This is a genomic window from Paenibacillus sp. FSL H8-0315, assembly GCF_038005365.1.
Taxonomy (GTDB): Bacteria; Bacillota; Bacilli; order Paenibacillales; family Paenibacillaceae; genus Paenibacillus_AQ; species Paenibacillus_AQ odorifer.
In genome coordinates this window covers 1,906,960-1,926,231 of the sequence record NZ_JBBOTA010000001.1, presented here as the reverse complement: position 1 = coordinate 1,926,231, position 19,272 = coordinate 1,906,960, and the positions used below count along the sequence as shown (strand labels likewise).

The following is a 19,272-nucleotide window of genomic DNA, read 5'->3' as shown; positions in this document are numbered from 1 at the left end:
TTAGGAGGAGACAGATGAAGCCGGTTAAAGTGGGGTTGCTGGGCCTGGGAACAGTAGGCACAGGTGTAGTTCGTATCGTGGAAGGGAATCAAGAGGATTTAAGCAGCCAGGTAGGCTCTTCAATTGTCATTGAACGTATAGCTGTGAATAATTCTAATAAACCACGCGAAATCGAGGTTGATCCTGCTAAAATAACGACAGATCCATGGGATGTGATTCGTGATCCTGAAATTGATGTCATCGTTGAAGTTATGGGGGGAATCGCGGGAACCAAAGAATATATTCTTGAAGCTTTGGAACGCGGTAAACATGTCGTAACTGCGAACAAGGATTTGATGGCGCTGCACGGCTCGGAGATTCTTGCTAAGGCGCAGGAGAAGCAATGTGATGTCTTTTATGAGGCTAGCGTAGCAGGAGGCATTCCGATTATCCGCACACTTATCGAGGGCTTTTCTTCAGATAAGATTATGAAGATTATAGGTATCGTGAATGGAACGACTAATTACATACTAACCAAAATGAGCCAAGAAGGCGCATCCTATAATGATGTGTTAAAAGAAGCGCAGGATCTGGGATACGCAGAGTCTGATCCAACCTCGGATGTGGAAGGCCTGGACGCTGCCCGCAAAATGGCGATTCTCGGAACCTTAGGTTTCCGTACTAATGTGGAGCTGCATGATGTAAGTGTGAGTGGGATTTCTCAGGTGAGTAAGGCGGATATCGCCTTTGCGAAACGTCTCGGATATGAAATTAAGCTGTTAGGCATCGCTGAACGTCAGGATGAAGAATTCAGCATCAGTGTTCAGCCAACCTTGATTCGGGCTAGTCATCCCTTGGCTTCCGTCAATGGCGTGTTCAACGCAGTTTACGTATACGGGGAAGCAGTGGGAGAGACCATGTTCTACGGTGCGGGTGCGGGCGCAATGCCAACTGCAACCTCAGTGGTAGCTGATTTGGTAGCTGTCATTAAGAACCTTAAACTAGGTGTAAATGGATTGAAGCAAAAAGTACCTTACAAGCAGAAAAAGCTTAAGAGTGATGAAGCTATTTTTTATAAAAACTTTTTGCTTCTGCATGTTGATGATAAAGCAGGGGTATTGGCTAAGATTACTCAAGTGTTTGCCGAATATGATGTAAGTTTGGATTCAGTAGTTCAGCAAGCCAATCCCAATAATCCTGATGCGGAGATCATTATTGTCACTCATAACGCTAGTAAAGCAAGCATGAACAAAGTGCTGCGCCATTTCGAGGAGTTGAAAGTCATCCGCCGGATTAAGAGCCATTATCGTGTGGAAGGTTAACCAAGCCACTGAACTAATACTTTCATATTTCAAAACATAGTAAGGAGATTGTACCTGTTATGAGTATTTACGGAAGAGCTAGGGTTAAAGTGCCTGCTAGTACTGCCAATCTTGGTCCGGGCTTCGATACTCTGGGTATGGCATTGCCGCTATATGCCTGGATTGAGATGGAGGAAGCAGAGGAGACTGTTTTTCATCTATATGGTGATGAGATGAATGGAGTGGCTCAGGATAAGAGCAATTTACTCTATAAGGTCGCTCAAATGGTATTTGCAGAAGCAGGCGTTACGGTGCCTGAATTATCGATATCCATGTACTCGGAAATTCCGCTTACGCGTGGACTCGGCAGCAGTGCCTCAGCTATTATTGGCGGAATGGCCGCAGCGAACACAATGATTGGCTCTCCGCTGGATAATGCTAAGCTGTTTGATATGGCTACCCAGCTTGAGAAACATCCCGATAATGTGGGTGCCTCCTTGTTTGGCGGCATTATTACTGCCGTGTGGGATGGTGAACATGCGGATTATGTTCGGCTAGAACCACCACAAAATCTTGAGGTGCTGGTGGTTATTCCTGAATTTGAACTGGAAACCACAAAAGCGCGGGGATTGCTTCCAACAGAAATCTCAGTTAGTGATGCTGTGTACAACATCAGCAGAACCTCTCTATTGACGGCTTCGCTGGCATCAGGCCGGCTTGACCTGCTTAGCAGAGCGATGCAGGATCGCCTGCATCAGCCGTATCGTGCACCGCTTATACCGGGCATGGAGAAGCTGCTCGCAGAAGCTCCTGAACACGGTGCTTTAGGGATCGCACTTAGCGGTGCTGGACCGACTCTGCTATGTTTAGTGGATCGCCAAGAGACCCGTAAGAGTGAGCTTGAGGCCTTCTTGAAGAATACGATGCAGGAACATGGCATTTCCGCTCGGACCTGCTGGTTAACACCTTGTGCTTCTGGAGTTACTACAGAGCTGCTCGAAATAAACGAGATGCAAAACGTATCATTTTTGGATATGATAAAAGGAGTACGGTCATGAAATCAATAGCGGTATTGCCGCAGGGCTCGGTATCCCACGAAGCGCTGCTGCATTTGTTTAACGGTGAACCTGTAAAGCTTGTGCATCACAAGTTAATTTCTGATGTATTTCTCTCTACGGCGAATGGTACCACCGATTACAGCGTGATTCCGATTGAAAATACCATTGAAGGCTCAGTTAGTCTTCACATCGATTGGCTCATCAATGAAGTGGATCTGCCAATGCAGACGGAATGGATTTTTCCATCGATACAGAATCTTATCGGTAACCCAAGGGAATTCACAGATACAGACGGCAACAAGGATTTCACCAAGATGGTAAAAATCCTTTCGCATCCCGTAGCAATGGCACAATGTATGCAATTTGTTCGTAAGCATGCCCCTTGGGCTGAACTGGAGTCGGTCGGAAGTACCTCTGAAGCTGTGGAAATCGTCAAAAACAATCCCGGCAAGGGCTGGGCTGCTATCGGTACCGCTCTTGGCGCCGCTACTCATGGGCTGGAGATTGTAGATCGGCAAATTACAGATCACAACAACAACTACACACGGTTTGTCCTGGTTGGTCCACAGAAGATAGATCTTCCGCGGAGCAGCACAGGAGTAAAGACGAGTGTTCTAGTAACGCTGCCAGAGGATTTTCCAGGTGCCTTGCATCAGGTGCTTGCTGCTTTTTCCTGGCGGAAACTGAATTTATCGCGTATTGAATCACGACCAACGAAGAAGAAGCTGGGTACTTATTATTTTTATATTGATGTGCTGGAACCGATAGAATCTGTTCTGCTGCCAGGGGCTATTGAAGAAATTAGTGCTTTAGGCTGTCAGGTAAGGATTCTGGGCTCGTATCCCACATACACCTATGAGGAAGAGAAAGCGGAGGTGCAGTAAATTCATGGCTGAGCAATGGATCTATTTGGATGGACAACACGTAACGAAGGAAAATGCAAAGGTATCCGTTTTTGATCACGGTTTTTTGTATGGAGACGGTATTTTTGAAGGTATCCGTATCTATAACGGCAATATTTTTAAATGTAAAGAGCATTTGGACAGACTGTATGATTCGGCAAAATCGATCATGCTGGACATTCCGCTAACGTATGATGAGATGCTGGAGGCTATGGCTGAAACGATTCGTCTTAATGACATGCGGAACGGCTATATTCGACTGATCGTCTCCCGGGGACCAGGGAACTTAGGTCTTGATCCACGCCGTTGTCCAAAAGCTAGTGTAATTATTATCGTTGAGCAACTGGCTATTTACCCAGAACAAGCGTATTTGAACGGACTTCGTGCAGTTTCTGTGTCCCAACGCCGTAATATTCCGGATGCACTCAATCCAAAGATCAAATCGCTTAATTACCTAAACAATATCCTAGTAAAAATCCAATCCAACTTGGCAGAAGCCGACGAAGCCATCATGATGAACGCTCAAGGTTATGTTACTGAGGGATCGGGCGATAACATTTTCATCATCAAAAATGGTGTAGTTTTCACTCCTCCATGTTACTTGGGAGCCCTTGAAGGAATTACCCGTCTGGCGATCATTGAGCTCTGCGAGAAATTAGGTATTAAACTGAAAGAAGAACCGTTCACAATGCATGATGTTTATATAGCGGACGAGGTGTTCTTCACTGGCACAGCTGCTGAGGTTATTGCTGCACGTGAAATTGACGGCCGGATCATTGGTGAAGGACAAGCGGGTCCAATCACTTTGAAGCTGCTCGAAGAGTTCCGTAATGTGGTTGATAAAGATGGCTATAAGGTTTGGGAATAAAGACTAATCATACAACGTAAATAGCATTGAATACGCATCAGAAGTCCTTTTATGCATACATGCAGAAGAAAACGGGAGTCTCCGGTTAATCTTTTCATGGATCATGAAAGGATTTTTTTTATTTCGGGGATGTCATTCGCCCATGGGCTGCATAAGATGTAGTAACGAAGGAGGCGGCTGTACCGCATATAACTTTGTAAGAGAGCAATGTTCCATGAAAAGGGTGTTTGCTTTCGAAGTCAGTTTTGCTGTGTAGCTGTAAAGAAAGCAATACTCCACAAAACTTTTAGGAGGTTAATGCTACGTGAAAATACACATTGTCAAACAAGGCGATAGTTTGTATGCATTATCGCAAAAGTACGGAGTGCCGTTACAAAAAATTATTGAAGCAAACCCGCAGATCAGTAATCCGAATGTGTTAGCGGTTGGAGACAAAGTAAAAATACCTACGGCCCCTGTATCCGTACCGGAGAACAGTGAAGTTTACTACAAGCACACCGTTAAACAAGGAGATACCTTGTGGAAATTATCTAAAGCCTGGGGAATTCCTTTGAAGGATATGGTTGAGGCCAATCCCCAACTAAAGAATCCAAATGTACTTATGTTAGGGGAAGTAGTAAATATTCCAAAAAAAGTATCCAATACCTCACCGACACAGCCTGGGTATACACCGTCTAATGCGTCAGAGAAAACGCAGGTGGGTGGCAAGGAATATACAGGTCCCAAAGAACAGCCTGCTGCTGAGGTAGTGCCTACACCTAAACCGGAAACTAAACCAGAGACCAAACCAGAAATAAAGCCAGAAGCTAAACCAGCACCTAAACCAGCGACAAATATCTCACCTGAATCTAATTCTTCACCACACCCATCGCTAAACATCGCCCCTATTAATACACAAAACATTGCACCCAATCCTGCACCTAATATGCAAATGGAAGTTGCTCCTGTGCAAGAAATTGAAATGCAGAGTTTATTTGTTCAGATTACGGTTCCAAATCAAGAACCGATTGCTCAACAAGAAGCACCTAAAGCTGAGAAGAAAGCAGACAATGATTGCACATGGGATAATTCCAACGGATACCCGGGACTGGGAGGAAATCCTTATCTCTATGATTCATATCAAAATAGCCCTAATATGAACATGAACTGGGCACCAAGTTATGTTCAGCCAATGGCTTATGCACCAGAATGTATTTCACCATGTTATTTTTCGGGCAATATGTATTCTAATATGAGCCCAGAACAATGGAATCCCAATGCCGCGCCAAACATAAGCCCAGAACAATGGAATCCAAATGCAGCGCCTAACGTGAGCCCAGAACAATGGAATCCCAATGCAGCGCCTAACGTGAGCCCAGAACAATGGAATCCCAATGCAGCGCCTAACGTGAGCCCAGAACAATGGAATCCCAATGCCGCGCCAAACATAAGCCCAGAGCAATGGAATCCCAATGCTGCCCCTAATATGAGTCCAGGACAGTGGAATCCGATGGAGGCTAATGTTGCTGGCATGAATGTTGGCGGGGATTTCTCCCCGTATGCTGTTCCTCAATATGGAGGACAGACGCCGAACCTTCCTTGGCCAACTTGTGGGTGCGGAGGCGTGCATATTCAACCAGTGCAAACTTATTCATATGACATGCCTGTATATAACACCTATCCTGAATATGGGAATCCAAACGCTTTTTCCGCATATGGAGCAGGAATGCCTAATCAGGGAATGGTACCTACTTCTACGCTTGGAGCATTTGGTGGACCGGATAACTCTAATATTCCATCCAATCCGCAGTATCCAGGGATAGGTAATTATTCGCAGCATAATCGGGTGCCGGAAATTCAAGAACCTGAAGCGTTCGTGCAGGAATCTCCCGAAACGGCTAGAACAGAGACTGATGAGTCAACTTCTAACGCTTCTCTCAAGAATAAGGGGAATGTAGCAAAGGAAACAGCAACAGGCAAAAAAGCAAAGACCTCAGGTCAACCTAGTAGCAAGAAAAGCAAAACTGCTACGAAATCTCAAGGTTCAGCAGCGAGTACTAAAAAACGTAGAAATCCTTGGATTTCAAACTAATAAATTTATATATTAAGCCCTTTGTTTGACTTACGTGTAGATTCTGTATCCTTAGAATCTACACGTTTTTTTATAGGTAAATAGGGATAAAAGATGTTAAATAAAGTGGGGCAAAAGCACTTATTTATAAAATATAAATTTTTAAGTATTGTTTTTATATAGGGATATATGGTACATTATAAATCCAGTCGCAAAGAGGAACTATAAAGCTTTCGGTTGGTGAATGTTAATCTGAATTAGATTGCAAAGAACTTTGAAAAAAAGAGTTGCAATAAATCAGAAAGCATGATATATTATAAGAGTTGCTGCTGAGACATTAAACGGCGCCAACGAGAACTTGATCTTTGAAAACTGAACAACGAGTGAGTAGGAAATCACGTAAGTGAAATCCAAAATTAGAGAATTAATTTTCTCGTCAGATGTTTCAAAATGAGCATATCGCTCTTTTCAATACTAATTGGAGAGTTTGATCCTGGCTCAGGACGAACGCTGGCGGCGTGCCTAATACATGCAAGTCGAGCGGAGTTATTTTGAAAGCTTGCTTTCAAAATAACTTAGCGGCGGACGGGTGAGTAACACGTAGGCAACCTGCCCTTCAGACTGGGATAACTACCGGAAACGGTAGCTAATACCGGATAATTTCTTTTTTCTCCTGAGAGAAGAATGAAAGACGGAGCAATCTGTCACTGAGGGATGGGCCTGCGGCGCATTAGCTAGTTGGTGGGGTAACGGCCCACCAAGGCGACGATGCGTAGCCGACCTGAGAGGGTGAACGGCCACACTGGGACTGAGACACGGCCCAGACTCCTACGGGAGGCAGCAGTAGGGAATCTTCCGCAATGGGCGAAAGCCTGACGGAGCAACGCCGCGTGAGTGATGAAGGTTTTCGGATCGTAAAGCTCTGTTGCCAGGGAAGAACGTCCGGTAGAGTAACTGCTACCGGAGTGACGGTACCTGAGAAGAAAGCCCCGGCTAACTACGTGCCAGCAGCCGCGGTAATACGTAGGGGGCAAGCGTTGTCCGGAATTATTGGGCGTAAAGCGCGCGCAGGCGGCTATTTAAGTCTGGTGTTTAAACCTTGGGCTCAACCTGAGGTCGCACTGGAAACTGGGTGGCTTGAGTACAGAAGAGGAAAGTGGAATTCCACGTGTAGCGGTGAAATGCGTAGATATGTGGAGGAACACCAGTGGCGAAGGCGACTTTCTGGGCTGTAACTGACGCTGAGGCGCGAAAGCGTGGGGAGCAAACAGGATTAGATACCCTGGTAGTCCACGCCGTAAACGATGAGTGCTAGGTGTTAGGGGTTTCGATACCCTTGGTGCCGAAGTTAACACAGTAAGCACTCCGCCTGGGGAGTACGGTCGCAAGACTGAAACTCAAAGGAATTGACGGGGACCCGCACAAGCAGTGGAGTATGTGGTTTAATTCGAAGCAACGCGAAGAACCTTACCAGGTCTTGACATCCCTCTGAATCTGCTAGAGATAGCAGCGGCCTTCGGGACAGAGGAGACAGGTGGTGCATGGTTGTCGTCAGCTCGTGTCGTGAGATGTTGGGTTAAGTCCCGCAACGAGCGCAACCCTTAACTTTAGTTGCCAGCAGGTAAGGCTGGGCACTCTAGAGTGACTGCCGGTGACAAACCGGAGGAAGGTGGGGATGACGTCAAATCATCATGCCCCTTATGACCTGGGCTACACACGTACTACAATGGCCGGTACAACGGGAAGCGAAGCCGCGAGGTGGAGCCAATCCCATCAAAGCCGGTCTCAGTTCGGATTGCAGGCTGCAACTCGCCTGCATGAAGTCGGAATTGCTAGTAATCGCGGATCAGCATGCCGCGGTGAATACGTTCCCGGGTCTTGTACACACCGCCCGTCACACCACGAGAGTTTACAACACCCGAAGTCGGTGGGGTAACCCGCAAGGGAGCCAGCCGCCGAAGGTGGGGTAGATGATTGGGGTGAAGTCGTAACAAGGTAGCCGTATCGGAAGGTGCGGCTGGATCACCTCCTTTCTATGGAGAATCGTTCTCTGCAATGAGGACATTCAAATCGGAAGTTCAGCTTCCAAAACTCAGGTTTAGGCCTGTTACTCACTCGTTGCTCAGTTTTGAGAGTTTAAGCTCTCAAGTAAGACTTGATCCTTGAAAACTGGATACCGAAACGAATTTGCGTTTTAGAACATCTTTTAGCAACTTGTGCAAACAAGTAAATGTTATTAGTGAGATGATTCCAAAGAGAATGTCATCGTATGATATTTTTCTACGGAAAAATCAAGGTTAAGCTAATAAGAGCACACGGAGGATGCCTAGGCGCCAGGAGCCGACGAAGGACGTGGCGAACAACGAAACTGCCTCGGGGAGCTGTAAGCAAGCTTTGATCCGGGGGTGTCCGAATGGGGAAACCCAGCTGTGGTAATTCGCAGTTACTCATTTCTGAATACATAGGAAATGTAGAGGCAGACCAGGGGAACTGAAACATCTAAGTACCCTGAGGAAGAGAAAACAATAGTGATTCCGTCAGTAGCGGCGAGCGAACGCGGAACAGCCTAAACCTAAGAGCTTGCTCTTAGGGGTTGTGGGACGTCTCACATGGAGTTACAAAGGAATATGGTAGGTGAAGAGGTCTGGAAAGGCCCGCGATAGAGGTAAAAGCCCTGTAACCTAAACTGTGTTCTCTCCGAGACGGATCCCGAGTAGTGCGGGGCACGTGAAACCCCGTATGAATCCAGCAGGACCATCTGCTAAGGCTAAATACTACCTGGCGACCGATAGTGAAACAGTACCGTGAGGGAAAGGTGAAAAGCACCCCGGAAGGGGAGTGAAATAGAACCTGAAACCGTGTGCTTACAAAAAGTCAGAGCCCTATTAATGGGTGATGGCGTGCCTTTTGTAGAATGAACCGGCGAGTTACGTTTAACATGCAAGGTTAAGCCGAGAAGGTGGAGCCGCAGCGAAAGCGAGTCTGAATAGGGCGAATTAGTATGTGGACGTAGACCCGAAACCGTGTGATCTACCCCTGTCCAGGGTGAAGGTGCGGTAACACGCACTGGAGGCCCGAACCCACGTACGTTGAAAAGTGCGGGGATGAGGTGGGGGTAGCGGAGAAATTCCAATCGAACTCGGAGATAGCTGGTTCTCCCCGAAATAGCTTTAGGGCTAGCCTCGGTATAAGAGTAGTGGAGGTAGAGCACTGATTGGGTGCGGGGTCCGCAAGGATTACCAAGCTCAGTCAAACTCCGAATGCCATATACTTATTGCCGGGAGTCAGACAGTGAGTGCTAAGATCCATTGTCAAAAGGGAAACAGCCCAGACCATCAGCTAAGGTCCCCAAGTGTGTGTTAAGTGGGAAAGGATGTGGAGTTGCACAGACAACCAGGATGTTGGCTTAGAAGCAGCCACCATTGAAAGAGTGCGTAATAGCTCACTGGTCGAGTGACTCTGCGCCGAAAATGTAACGGGGCTAAACACACCACCGAAGCTATGGCTAGATACGTATGTATCTGGGGTAGGGGAGCGTTGTGTAGGGGTTGAAGGTGTACTGAAAAGAGCGCTGGACACTACACAAGTGAGAATGCCGGTATGAGTAACGAAAAGATCAGTGAGAATCTGATCCGCCGAAAGCCCAAGGTTTCCTGAGGAAGGCTCGTCCGCTCAGGGTAAGTCGGGACCTAAGGCGAGGCCGAAAGGCGTAGTCGAAGGACAACAGTTTGAAATTACTGTACCACCGTAATCCGCTATGAGCGATGGGGTGACGCAGGAGGGTAGTGACGCGGACTGATGGATGTCCGTCTAAGCAGTGAGGCTGATGTGTAGGCAAATCCGCACATCGTTAAGGCTGGGCTGTGATGGGGAGCGAAAATTGTAGTAGCGAAGGTCATGATCTCACACTGCCAAGAAAAGCCTCTAGCCAGGAGAAGGTGCCCGTACCGCAAACCGACACAGGTAGGCGAGAAGAGAATTCTAAGGCGCGCGGAAGAACTCTCGTTAAGGAACTCGGCAAAATGACCCCGTAACTTCGGGAGAAGGGGTGCCCCGGTAGTGTGAATAGCACGAGGGGGCCGCAGTGAAAAGGCCCAAGCGACTGTTTAGCAAAAACACAGGTCTGTGCGAAGCCGCAAGGCGAAGTATACGGGCTGACGCCTGCCCGGTGCTGGAAGGTTAAGGGGAGTGGTTAGGGGTAACCCGAAGCTATGAACCGAAGCCCCAGTAAACGGCGGCCGTAACTATAACGGTCCTAAGGTAGCGAAATTCCTTGTCAGGTAAATTCTGACCCGCACGAATGGCGTAACGACTTGGGCGCTGTCTCAACGAGAGATCCGGTGAAATTTTAATACCTGTGAAGATGCAGGTTACCCGCGACAAGACGGAAAGACCCCATGGAGCTTTACTGCAGCTTGATATTGAATTTGGGTACGATCTGTACAGGATAGGTGGGAGCCGTAGAAATCGGAGCGCAAGCTTCGGTGGAGGCGCCGTTGGGATACCACCCTGATCGTATCTAGGTTCTAACCTAGTGCCCTTACCGGGTACGGGGACCGTGTCAGGCGGGCAGTTTGACTGGGGCGGTCGCCTCCTAAAGAGTAACGGAGGCGTTCCAAGGTTCCCTCAGAATGGTTGGAAATCATTCGCAGAGTGCAAAGGCATAAGGGAGCTTGACTGCGAGACCTACAAGTCGAGCAGGGACGAAAGTCGGACTTAGTGATCCGGTGGTACCGCATGGAAGGGCCATCGCTCAACGGATAAAAGCTACCCTGGGGATAACAGGCTTATCTCCCCCAAGAGTCCACATCGACGGGGAGGTTTGGCACCTCGATGTCGGCTCATCGCATCCTGGGGCTGAAGTAGGTCCCAAGGGTTGGGCTGTTCGCCCATTAAAGCGGTACGCGAGCTGGGTTCAGAACGTCGTGAGACAGTTCGGTCCCTATCTGTCGTGGGCGCAGGAAATTTGAGAGGAGCTGTCCTTAGTACGAGAGGACCGGGATGGACGTACCGCTGGTGCACCAGTTGTTCCGCCAGGAGCATGGCTGGGTAGCTACGTACGGACGGGATAAGCGCTGAAAGCATCTAAGCGTGAAGCCCCCCTCAAGATGAGATTTCCCAATTAGTAAGACCCCTTGAAGACGACGAGGTAGATAGGTTGGAGGTGGAAGTGCAGTAATGCATGGAGCTGACCAATACTAATCGGTCGAGGGCTTATCCTATACGTAGAATGCAAATTCGTTTCGGATTCAGTTTTCAGGCATCAAGCCTGTAACACGCTTAGAAATTCATTCTCACTTCTGGTGATGAACCGAATTTCACGCGGCAGCGTCTGTTTCACAGACGCATGTTTGGTGGCGATAGCGGAGGGGTTCCACGCGTACCCATCCCGAACACGACCGTTAAGCCCTCCAGCGCCGATGGTACTTGGACCGAAGGGTCCTGGGAGAGTAGGACGTTGCCAAGCACGCAAGACCACTGTTGAGTAATCGACAGTGGTCTTTTTGTTGTACGATGTTTAGCAGTTTATTATAAGGATAGGCAATCACTGTGAAGTGGTTTTTGAATGAAAATTAGTTCATGGAGGCAAATGATCATGATTATATGGATCAATGGTGCTTTTGGTTCAGGGAAGACAGAAACCGCAAATGAAATGTATCGAAGAAAAACATAGCTAGCGAATATGATGGGATAATTATCGTGCCTATGACCCTAGTGAATCCGGATTATTGCAGGGAAATCATCGGCAAGTTCATTGATGGAGGCATAGAGCTTTATCATTTTAGTTTGTGTGCCTCCCGAGAGACCTTGCTTAAGAGATTAAGCGTTAGAGGTGAAGGAAAAGACTCTTGGGCTGCTCATCAGATCGACAGGTGCATCACAGGGCTTGATCACGAGGTATTTAAGCAGCATCTAGACACGAATGATAGAACTACGGGTGAAATCATTGAGATAATAGCTCAAAAGCTTCATATCAATCTATTACCTAGTGAAGAGTAAAAAGAAAAATAATGAGTTTAGGTATTGCTATACTTAATAATACATGATACAATATTTTTTGTTGTCAAAACAATTTGTTTTTAAAACGGCCCGTTGGTCAAGGGGTTAAGACACCTCCCTTTCACGGAGGTAACATGGGTTCGAATCCCATACGGGTCACCACTTCTTCTTGAAACAGCATCAGACTTCTAGAAAAAATGGTTGCATTACAGATTTGATTATGTTATGATAATTAAGTTGCTTCTTTATATGGAGGCTTAGCTCAGCTGGGAGAGCATCTGCCTTACAAGCAGAGGGTCGGGGGTTCGATCCCCTCAGCCTCCACCATAACACATCCCCAAAAGTGAAGTTAATGCTTCACTGAGGATTCCGGATACTTTCCGGCGGATCCAAGGGAATTAATACTTTTTTACTGACGCGGGGTGGAGCAGCCCGGTAGCTCGTCGGGCTCATAACCCGAAGGTCGCAGGTTCAAATCCTGCCCCCGCAACCAATTTTCATTAAGCAATTATTCTTCTGGAACCGTGGTGTAGTTGGCCTAACATGCCTGCCTGTCACGCAGGAGACCGCGGGTTCGAATCCCGTCGGTTCCGCCATTTTCTTGCTTTATGAGCCATTAGCTCAGTTGGTAGAGCACCTGACTTTTAATCAGGGTGTCGAAGGTTCGAGTCCTTCATGGCTCACTTCTTTAGTGAGTCGGACATCAATACATACCGTGTGCGGACGTGGCTCAGCGGTAGAGCATCGCCTTGCCAAGGCGAGGGTCGCGGGTTCGATTCCCGTCGTCCGCTCCATATAAATTTTGCGCCCTTAGCTCAGCTGGATAGAGCGTTTGACTACGAATCAAAAGGCCGGGAGTTCGAATCTCTCAGGGCGCGCCATATTTTAACTTAATACTTTGCCGGTGTGGCGGAATGGCAGACGCGCTCGACTCAAAATCGAGAGGGAAACCGTGGAGGTTCGAGTCCTCTCACCGGTATATCGAAAAAAACTTGTAAGATTGCTTTCAGCAATTTTACAAGTTTTTTTTATTTTCTAAATATAGCTATTTATAGTGGTCTTTTTGTTTCGCTGAATGCTTCTAGTAGCATATATTGTGAATCATACATCACTTCCATAATAAGGTGGATCAACTATTATTATGTATTATAATGTAAATTAAAGGGAGTGAGAATATTCATGTTCTTCACCATCCTATCTACTGTAGAAGTTAACGAGGATGTTGTATTTCTAACAGAGCTATACGATAGGTATTATCCTATTATGAAAAAGAAGGCTTATGAGATCTTGCAGGACTATGATGTTGTTGATGATATGATACAGGAGTCCTTCGTCAGACTAATCAGTAAAGCCGCATTATTGCGTTCCCTAGACCTGCATAAACAAGTATCCTATCTGGTCCATACCGTACATAATACTAGTATTAATCATGCGAAGCAGCGCAAAAGACATCTGAATCATACCTCTTCAGGGATAACCGCTGACAGTATAGAGCAAATAGCCGACAAGCAGCCTAGCATCGAGGAGATGTATAGCCTCAAGGAGGATTACACAGAGATTGCCAAGATACTCAGTGAGTTATCAGAACGGGATCAGACTTTATTGTATAACAAGTACATTCTTGAATGGAGTGATCACAAGCTTGCTGCTTCTATGGATGTCCAAGCGGTGAATATTAGATCTTATTTGACCAGAGCCAGGCGCAGAGCAATGAAGCTGCTTCTTAAGAATGGCGGAAGTGGAATATGAAGAAACATCTGAATAAGAAAAAAATAGAGGGAAATTACGAAGAAATCTTTATTTGCATGACCTTAGAGAGTAGAATATGCTGAACCTGCTGTACAGGAGAAGATAATAATACCCTTTATAGTATATCTCGGTGACATCTGTTTCGCTGACTATCGAGAGTGGGAGAACAATAAAGATTTATACGGATTATGATACTTCTATTACTCTCACCCTACAAAAGAGGTAAAACAGCAGCAATCAATGGTCTGATGTGAAGACTTGGACCTAGTCTTTCTCGAGCATGGGCTCACATGCTTCGAACGGGTTTAACTATGTCAATTCCGGGAATACCTACCGGGTGGTACATATAACAAAATTTGTGGAAAATAGTACGGTTCTGGAGACAATAAACTCCTATTCGTATGAATTCAAGTATTAAGACTCCGATTCTAGCCTAGCAAAAAAGAGCAGCGCTTATGCTGCTCTTTTTTGATTTAGAGTGTTGCAGGTTTCTATGCGAAGTTGTCTATTAAAATATGGGGCTCGGTTTAGTCTTATCAAGTAGAGTTTTCGCCTACTAAACTTCATAACCTAGATGTGGTAAGACCGAAAGTAACATATTAAAAAAATAATGTGTTGATATTTTTTTAATATGTTACTATAATAATATTCAAGAGTTGTATTTTAATGGCAGGAGGTAATGAAATGGATTTATATAAAGATAACTTCGAAAACTTTTCAGAACTCTTTAATTACATCCAAGAATACAAAAAAGAAAAACCAGCACAAACAGCACTTTCCATAGGGAAGATATTCTCTGAACATAACTTTTACTACTTCTACGATAGTGGTACAAGTAAGGTTGTGATGCTTGACAATGATATAGCTCAGTTATTTGAATTGTTAATTTCCTCTAATAAAAGCTTAGATGAATTAAATCAATATATTTATGCTCACAACGTTAATGTAGATGAATTAATGACTTCAATTAATGAGGAGGATTTATTCAAAGGATTCAAAATTAAGCACTTATATAATGACATATCCCTAGAGTATATAAAAAATGAAATGAATACAGGGACAACGCAACTCATTTTAGAATTAACTGGAAAATGCAACATGCGTTGTCGCTATTGTATATACCATGATGGGTATCCTCACAATCGGGCGTTTACTTCAAAAAGAATGTCATCTGATACGGCGCTTAAATCTATTGATTACATGAAACTTTATGGGGATCAGCAGGAAGTTTCTATTACTTTTTACGGTGGAGAGCCTTTACTTGAATTCGAGCTATTAAAAGAAGTTATTGAATACTCGAAGGTTGCTCTAGCAGGAAGGACTATACAATTTTCTTTTACTACTAACTTGTCTGTATTAACCCCCAAAATGGCTGAATATTTTTCTACCGTTGACAATTTATCTATTCTTTGTAGCATTGATGGTCCCAAAGAAATACATGATATGTATCGAGTTTATAAGAATGGCTCAGGCTCATTTGATGACGTTTTCAAGAAATTCAAATTATTAAATAGTGTAGCTAGAAAAAATGGTAAGGAAATGCACATAAGTGCAAATGCGGTGTACATGCCTCCGTTTAGCGAAGAAAAGGTTTCTCAAATAGATGACTTTTTTACAAATTTAGATTTTACTCATGAAGATTTCCGATATCAATTAGGTTATGCCGGTCCTGGTACTGTGCCTGAAGAATTGCTTAAAAGCTCCGATTATAATGACCAATCGCTACGACAATGGCAGGATAAGCAAATTAGTATTACTAGCAATTTGGAAGAAATTAAAGAACAAACTATCTTTAATTCACTTGATAGAATTCATAAAAGAAGCGTAACAAAAAGAGCTACTAATTTTGTACCAATGAACGGTTGTTGTGTTGTTGGATCCCGACGATTATTTGTTTCCGCAGATGGCGATTTTCTCGCATGTGAAAGGATAGGAAACAGTCCTTCAATAGGAAATATAAATCAAGGGATTATTGAGGAAAAGATTTATAAAAAATATGTTTATGAATTTTCCGAAGTTTGGGAAAATATTTGCTCTGATTGTTGGGCTGCTAAACTTTGTAGTAGTTGTTATGTAGACAGAATGGATTCTTCGGGAGTCAGGGAACCTGATCTTGCAGAGTGTGAATATTATAGAAGTACAACAGAACGTAGTTTAAGGAATTATCACAACTTACTTAGGACATCACCGGAACAATTAGCAATCTTTAACGAAGATGTTCTTTTATAACAATTAATTTCTCGGTTTAATTGTTCTCATTTAAACCTGGATAAATACATAATGAAAGGAGGTGAGAATATGCTGAAAATTATGAATCCATATCAACAGCAAGCTATTGACAATGAGAGCATAGCTTTTCGTGCGCCATGTGTGTGTAACTCTAAATTAGCGAACCAAGCAGCTACTAAGGTTTCAGGAACTGGTTGTCAATGCTCTTGCATCGGTTCTGTAAATGAAGCGGCTAACCAAGACGCAGCAAGAAACTAGTTTTACAAACCAGCAGTATGTGTAATTCTCAATTAACGAACTATTCAGTTAAATAAAATTTCAGAACCTGATTGTAATTGCTCTTGCGTCGGTTCTGTAAACAACGCGTATAACTCCGACGCGGCAAGAAATTGAGTTTCACAATACAACAGTGTCTTCGTCCAATACCGACGAAGACACTGTTGTATTCAAATCTAAGGTTGTTAGACTGGAGTTACTCTTCAGAAGGCTATGACCTATATTGAAATACAATAACCATACCACATTATTCTTCAGGGTTTAGTCACGTCCTTAGTACTTAGAACACAATTAATACTGGAGGATAATTGAGATGAAGAAATTCAACAATTTTAGACACTTTAGTAACTACTTTGCTATTATAAAAACTACTCTAAGCGTATTATTCGCCTCTTCAAAAAAATACTTCATATTAATTTTAGTTTTAAGTTCTGTTATGGCTTTACCTGATATCATAAACTTAATTGTATGGCAGCATATAATAGATCAAATAGGTTCTCTTTTAATAAATGACAACAAAGATTATATTATCATAATATATCTCTTTCTTCTTCATTTCATTATTGTACTAATAAAATTAATTATTAATAAAACTACAAATTATGTAAAGGAAATTTATACTGTATTAGTTGATAAGTATATAACAAATAAAACTATTGAAATTGTAGACAGCATGGAAATGCAAGATTTCGAAGATCCAAGACTACATAATGACATCCAAAAAACAAATGACGAGTCAACAGTGAGAAGTATAGGTATTTTGAATAACATTGTTGAGATTATCATGAATATGACTTTATTCGTTGGTACAATAAGTATATTGGCATCTTACCAGATAAGTATAGTGATTATCATCATACTATCAATAGTCCCAAGTACAATAATTAATTTAAAATCTATGTCAAAGTTATTTGAAGTATATGATAAACGATATGAAAAAACTAGGTACTATAGTTCTTTAAAGGATATGATAGTTACATATGAAAATTTCAAAGAAATGAAATTATTTTCCAACATATCTTTTATACAGAATATCATTAATAATATTTTTGAAAAGATAATTGAGCAAGATAAAAATGTAAAAAGAACTTTGACTATAAAATCTACAGTAGGTGATTCTATTCAACATTTACTGACCTATTTATTGAAAATAATTATAGTTGTTAATGGTATTATGAGTAAACTGTCAATCGGTGTGATCATAATGAGTATTGAAACTGCTACCAAGCTGCAAAATGCTTTGATCAATTTAATAAGCTGTGCTTTGACACTATATGAAAATTGTTTGTATTTATTGAGCTTTGAGAGGTTAAACAAAATAAATTCAATAAAAAGCGAGGAAGTTAGGGAGGATTTAATAAAGGATTTTGTCGTGGATTCAATTGAGTTTATAGGAGTTTATTTTAAATATCCAAGCTCATGTAACCATATATTAGAAGATATAAATTTGACATTAAAAAAAGGATTTGATTATGCAGTTGTCGGATATAACGGAAGTGGAAAAACTACGTTGATCAAGATCATTTTAGGGTTATATGCACCAACAAAAGGCGAGATATTAATCAATGGCATTAATAGAACTATGTACGACAAGAAAGCCTATTTTGAGAAAATGAGCGCGATGTTTCAGGATTTTGTGAAGTTTCCGCTTACAATAAGAGAAAATATTGGAATTTCAATGGTTGATAATATTAACAATATGCCAGTTATAATAGAAGCTTCCGTCTTAGGTCAAGCACATGATTTTATTAATGAATTAAATAGGAAATTTGATACAAATTTATTGATTGGATGGGAAAATAGTGAGGATATTTCAACAGGACAATGGCAAAGACTTGCTATCTCAAGAAGTTTCGTCCGGGAAGCAGACGTTATGGTATTTGATGAACCAACAGCAGCTTTAGATGCTAAGACAGAAAGTGAAGTCTTTGAAAATATGGTAAACAAAAAAACAGAGAGGATTAATATAATTATTACTCATAGATTCACTAATATAAAAAATATTGATCAAATAATTGTAATACACGAAGGAAAAGTAGACGCTGTGGGTGATCATGATTTTCTGATTAGCAATAATAAAATATATGCGGAGCTGTATGACATTCAAGCAGACAACTATAAAGGATTCATTAAAGAGCCTGCTCTTGCAGGTGAGTTGTTGAAATAATATAAAGAGCTCAAAGCAGTAATCAGTGCTTGACAAAGTGTCCAAAAGGTGAAAATGGAAAAACATCTGATACTCCTGTATTGTTGTAATTCTAGAAGAAGGAATAAACAGATGTCTATATAATATATCAACAAAATGCTTGACATACTTAATTTTTCAGTTTTCATACTCGTCCTATATGAATTTTATCTTTAACTACGGTGAGATTAAACTTGGATTTGTATAACTACTTCAATTCTTTTAAACAATCTAACTCATTATTTTCTTTAAAATGTTCTACAAAGTTCGATACTGAAAAATTCTTAGCATTTATTTTTAAAATTTGCAACTGATATGCAGCATATTGTTCTGCACTTATAACAGGCTTATAACTTCTTGTTAGTACGGTGCCACTATATACAATGTCAGAAATTTCAATATATTCCTTTTTCAATAAATTCCGAACCGCTGCTTGAACGGTATTAATACCCAATCCGTCCCCTTTATCTGCGATGGCTGATGCGGTTAAATTTCCGCCATCTCGCCAAAAAACCAATAACACATCTTGTTCTTTTTGACTGATTCTAGGCAGTTTTTTCATTTCATTCACCTTTCATATAGTAGGTTGTGTTTATTATAATTGCTAAATTGCAATATATCAATCTTAAAATAGTGACATCATATTTTTTTATTCTTAAAATTTACTGGTTTGTT

General features: G+C 42.8%; 11 protein-coding genes, 8 tRNA genes and 3 rRNA genes. 21 read left to right on the top strand and 1 reads right to left on the bottom strand.

Annotated features, from left to right (window positions below):
- Positions 1 to 14 precede the first annotated feature (14 nt).
- The 21 genes from MHB56_RS08355 to MHB56_RS08255 all read left to right on the top strand — a co-directional run bounded on the left by MHB56_RS08355 (position 15) and on the right by MHB56_RS08255 (position 18,579).
- Positions 15 to 1,301 carry a homoserine dehydrogenase gene (locus tag MHB56_RS08355; protein ID WP_036685184.1) on the top strand — a complete coding sequence of 429 codons (1,287 nt, stop codon included), beginning with the start codon at positions 15 to 17 and terminating at the stop codon, positions 1,299 to 1,301.
- A 59-nt stretch (positions 1,302 to 1,360) separates the two neighbouring features.
- Positions 1,361 to 2,338, top strand: a complete 978-nt coding sequence (gene thrB, locus MHB56_RS08350) for a homoserine kinase (RefSeq protein WP_038573028.1) — start codon at positions 1,361 to 1,363, stop codon at positions 2,336 to 2,338.
- Positions 2,335 to 3,222, top strand: a complete 888-nt coding sequence (gene pheA / locus MHB56_RS08345; protein WP_036685188.1) for a prephenate dehydratase — start codon at positions 2,335 to 2,337, stop codon at positions 3,220 to 3,222. Before thrB ends, pheA begins: the two co-directional genes overlap by 4 nt.
- Before the next feature lie 4 nt (positions 3,223 to 3,226).
- Positions 3,227 to 4,108, top strand: coding sequence for a branched-chain-amino-acid transaminase (gene ilvE / locus MHB56_RS08340; protein WP_036685189.1), 882 nt, complete (start codon positions 3,227 to 3,229; stop codon positions 4,106 to 4,108).
- A gap of 304 nt (positions 4,109 to 4,412) precedes the next feature.
- Entirely contained in the window at positions 4,413 to 6,179 is a 1,767-nt protein-coding gene (locus tag MHB56_RS08335) for a LysM peptidoglycan-binding domain-containing protein (RefSeq protein WP_341143465.1), read from the top strand.
- 454 nt (positions 6,180 to 6,633) lie between these two features.
- A 16S ribosomal RNA gene (locus MHB56_RS08330) occupies positions 6,634 to 8,191 on the top strand.
- Positions 8,192 to 8,453: 262 nt separating this feature from the next.
- Positions 8,454 to 11,380 (top strand): 23S ribosomal RNA (locus MHB56_RS08325).
- 128 nt (positions 11,381 to 11,508) lie between these two features.
- Positions 11,509 to 11,625 (top strand): 5S ribosomal RNA (gene rrf / locus MHB56_RS08320).
- Together the 16S, 23S and 5S rRNA genes form the textbook arrangement of a ribosomal RNA operon.
- Positions 11,626 to 11,858: 233 nt before the next feature.
- Positions 11,859 to 12,158 carry a hypothetical protein gene (locus MHB56_RS08315; protein WP_341143464.1) on the top strand — a complete coding sequence of 100 codons (300 nt, stop codon included), beginning with the start codon at positions 11,859 to 11,861 and terminating at the stop codon, positions 12,156 to 12,158.
- Positions 12,159 to 12,245: 87 nt separating this feature from the next.
- Positions 12,246 to 12,320, top strand: a tRNA-Glu gene (locus MHB56_RS08310).
- Positions 12,321 to 12,409: 89 nt separating this feature from the next.
- Positions 12,410 to 12,485: transfer RNA gene (locus MHB56_RS08305), tRNA-Val, on the top strand.
- An 89-nt stretch (positions 12,486 to 12,574) separates the two neighbouring features.
- Positions 12,575 to 12,651 (top strand) — tRNA-Met (locus MHB56_RS08300).
- Between the two features lie 25 nt (positions 12,652 to 12,676).
- Positions 12,677 to 12,754, top strand: a tRNA-Asp gene (locus MHB56_RS08295).
- A gap of 14 nt (positions 12,755 to 12,768) precedes the next feature.
- Positions 12,769 to 12,841, top strand: a tRNA-Lys gene (locus tag MHB56_RS08290).
- 36 nt (positions 12,842 to 12,877) lie between these two features.
- Positions 12,878 to 12,952 (top strand) — tRNA-Gly (locus MHB56_RS08285).
- 10 nt (positions 12,953 to 12,962) lie between these two features.
- Positions 12,963 to 13,039, top strand: a tRNA-Arg gene (locus MHB56_RS08280).
- 19 nt (positions 13,040 to 13,058) lie between these two features.
- Positions 13,059 to 13,137, top strand: a tRNA-Leu gene (locus MHB56_RS08275).
- A gap of 200 nt (positions 13,138 to 13,337) precedes the next feature.
- Entirely contained in the window at positions 13,338 to 13,907 is a 570-nt protein-coding gene (locus MHB56_RS08270; RefSeq protein ID WP_341143463.1) for an RNA polymerase sigma factor, read from the top strand.
- Positions 13,908 to 14,591: 684 nt separating this feature from the next.
- Positions 14,592 to 16,136: a radical SAM/SPASM domain-containing protein gene (locus MHB56_RS08265; RefSeq protein ID WP_076130852.1), complete on the top strand. Its 1,545-nt coding sequence runs from the start codon at positions 14,592 to 14,594 to the stop codon at positions 16,134 to 16,136.
- 69 nt (positions 16,137 to 16,205) lie between these two features.
- Positions 16,206 to 16,394 (top strand): hypothetical protein, encoded by a 189-nt coding sequence (locus MHB56_RS08260; RefSeq protein ID WP_036687467.1) that lies wholly within the window; start codon positions 16,206 to 16,208, stop codon positions 16,392 to 16,394.
- A 331-nt stretch (positions 16,395 to 16,725) separates the two neighbouring features.
- Positions 16,726 to 18,579 (top strand): ATP-binding cassette domain-containing protein, encoded by a 1,854-nt coding sequence (locus MHB56_RS08255; RefSeq protein ID WP_036687469.1) that lies wholly within the window; start codon positions 16,726 to 16,728, stop codon positions 18,577 to 18,579.
- Positions 18,580 to 18,805: 226 nt separating this feature from the next.
- Here the strand turns inward: MHB56_RS08255 and MHB56_RS08250 are convergent, their stop codons facing one another.
- A complete protein-coding gene (locus tag MHB56_RS08250) occupies positions 18,806 to 19,159 on the bottom strand; it encodes a BlaI/MecI/CopY family transcriptional regulator (RefSeq protein ID WP_051491512.1) in 354 nt (117 codons plus the stop codon).
- Positions 19,160 to 19,272: the final 113 nt, after the last annotated feature.

Coding starts and splice junctions, on each gene's coding strand:
- MHB56_RS08355 (WP_036685184.1), top strand. CDS start 15: ATGAAGCCGGTTAAAGTGGGGTTGCTGGGCCTGGGAACAGTAGGCACA.
- thrB (WP_038573028.1), top strand. CDS start 1,361: ATGAGTATTTACGGAAGAGCTAGGGTTAAAGTGCCTGCTAGTACTGCC.
- pheA (WP_036685188.1), top strand. CDS start 2,335: ATGAAATCAATAGCGGTATTGCCGCAGGGCTCGGTATCCCACGAAGCG.
- ilvE (WP_036685189.1), top strand. CDS start 3,227: ATGGCTGAGCAATGGATCTATTTGGATGGACAACACGTAACGAAGGAA.
- MHB56_RS08270 (WP_341143463.1), top strand. CDS start 13,338: ATGTTCTTCACCATCCTATCTACTGTAGAAGTTAACGAGGATGTTGTA.
- MHB56_RS08265 (WP_076130852.1), top strand. CDS start 14,592: ATGGATTTATATAAAGATAACTTCGAAAACTTTTCAGAACTCTTTAAT.
- MHB56_RS08260 (WP_036687467.1), top strand. CDS start 16,206: ATGCTGAAAATTATGAATCCATATCAACAGCAAGCTATTGACAATGAG.
- MHB56_RS08255 (WP_036687469.1), top strand. CDS start 16,726: ATGAAGAAATTCAACAATTTTAGACACTTTAGTAACTACTTTGCTATT.
- MHB56_RS08250 (WP_051491512.1), bottom strand. CDS start 19,159: ATGAAAAAACTGCCTAGAATCAGTCAAAAAGAACAAGATGTGTTATTG.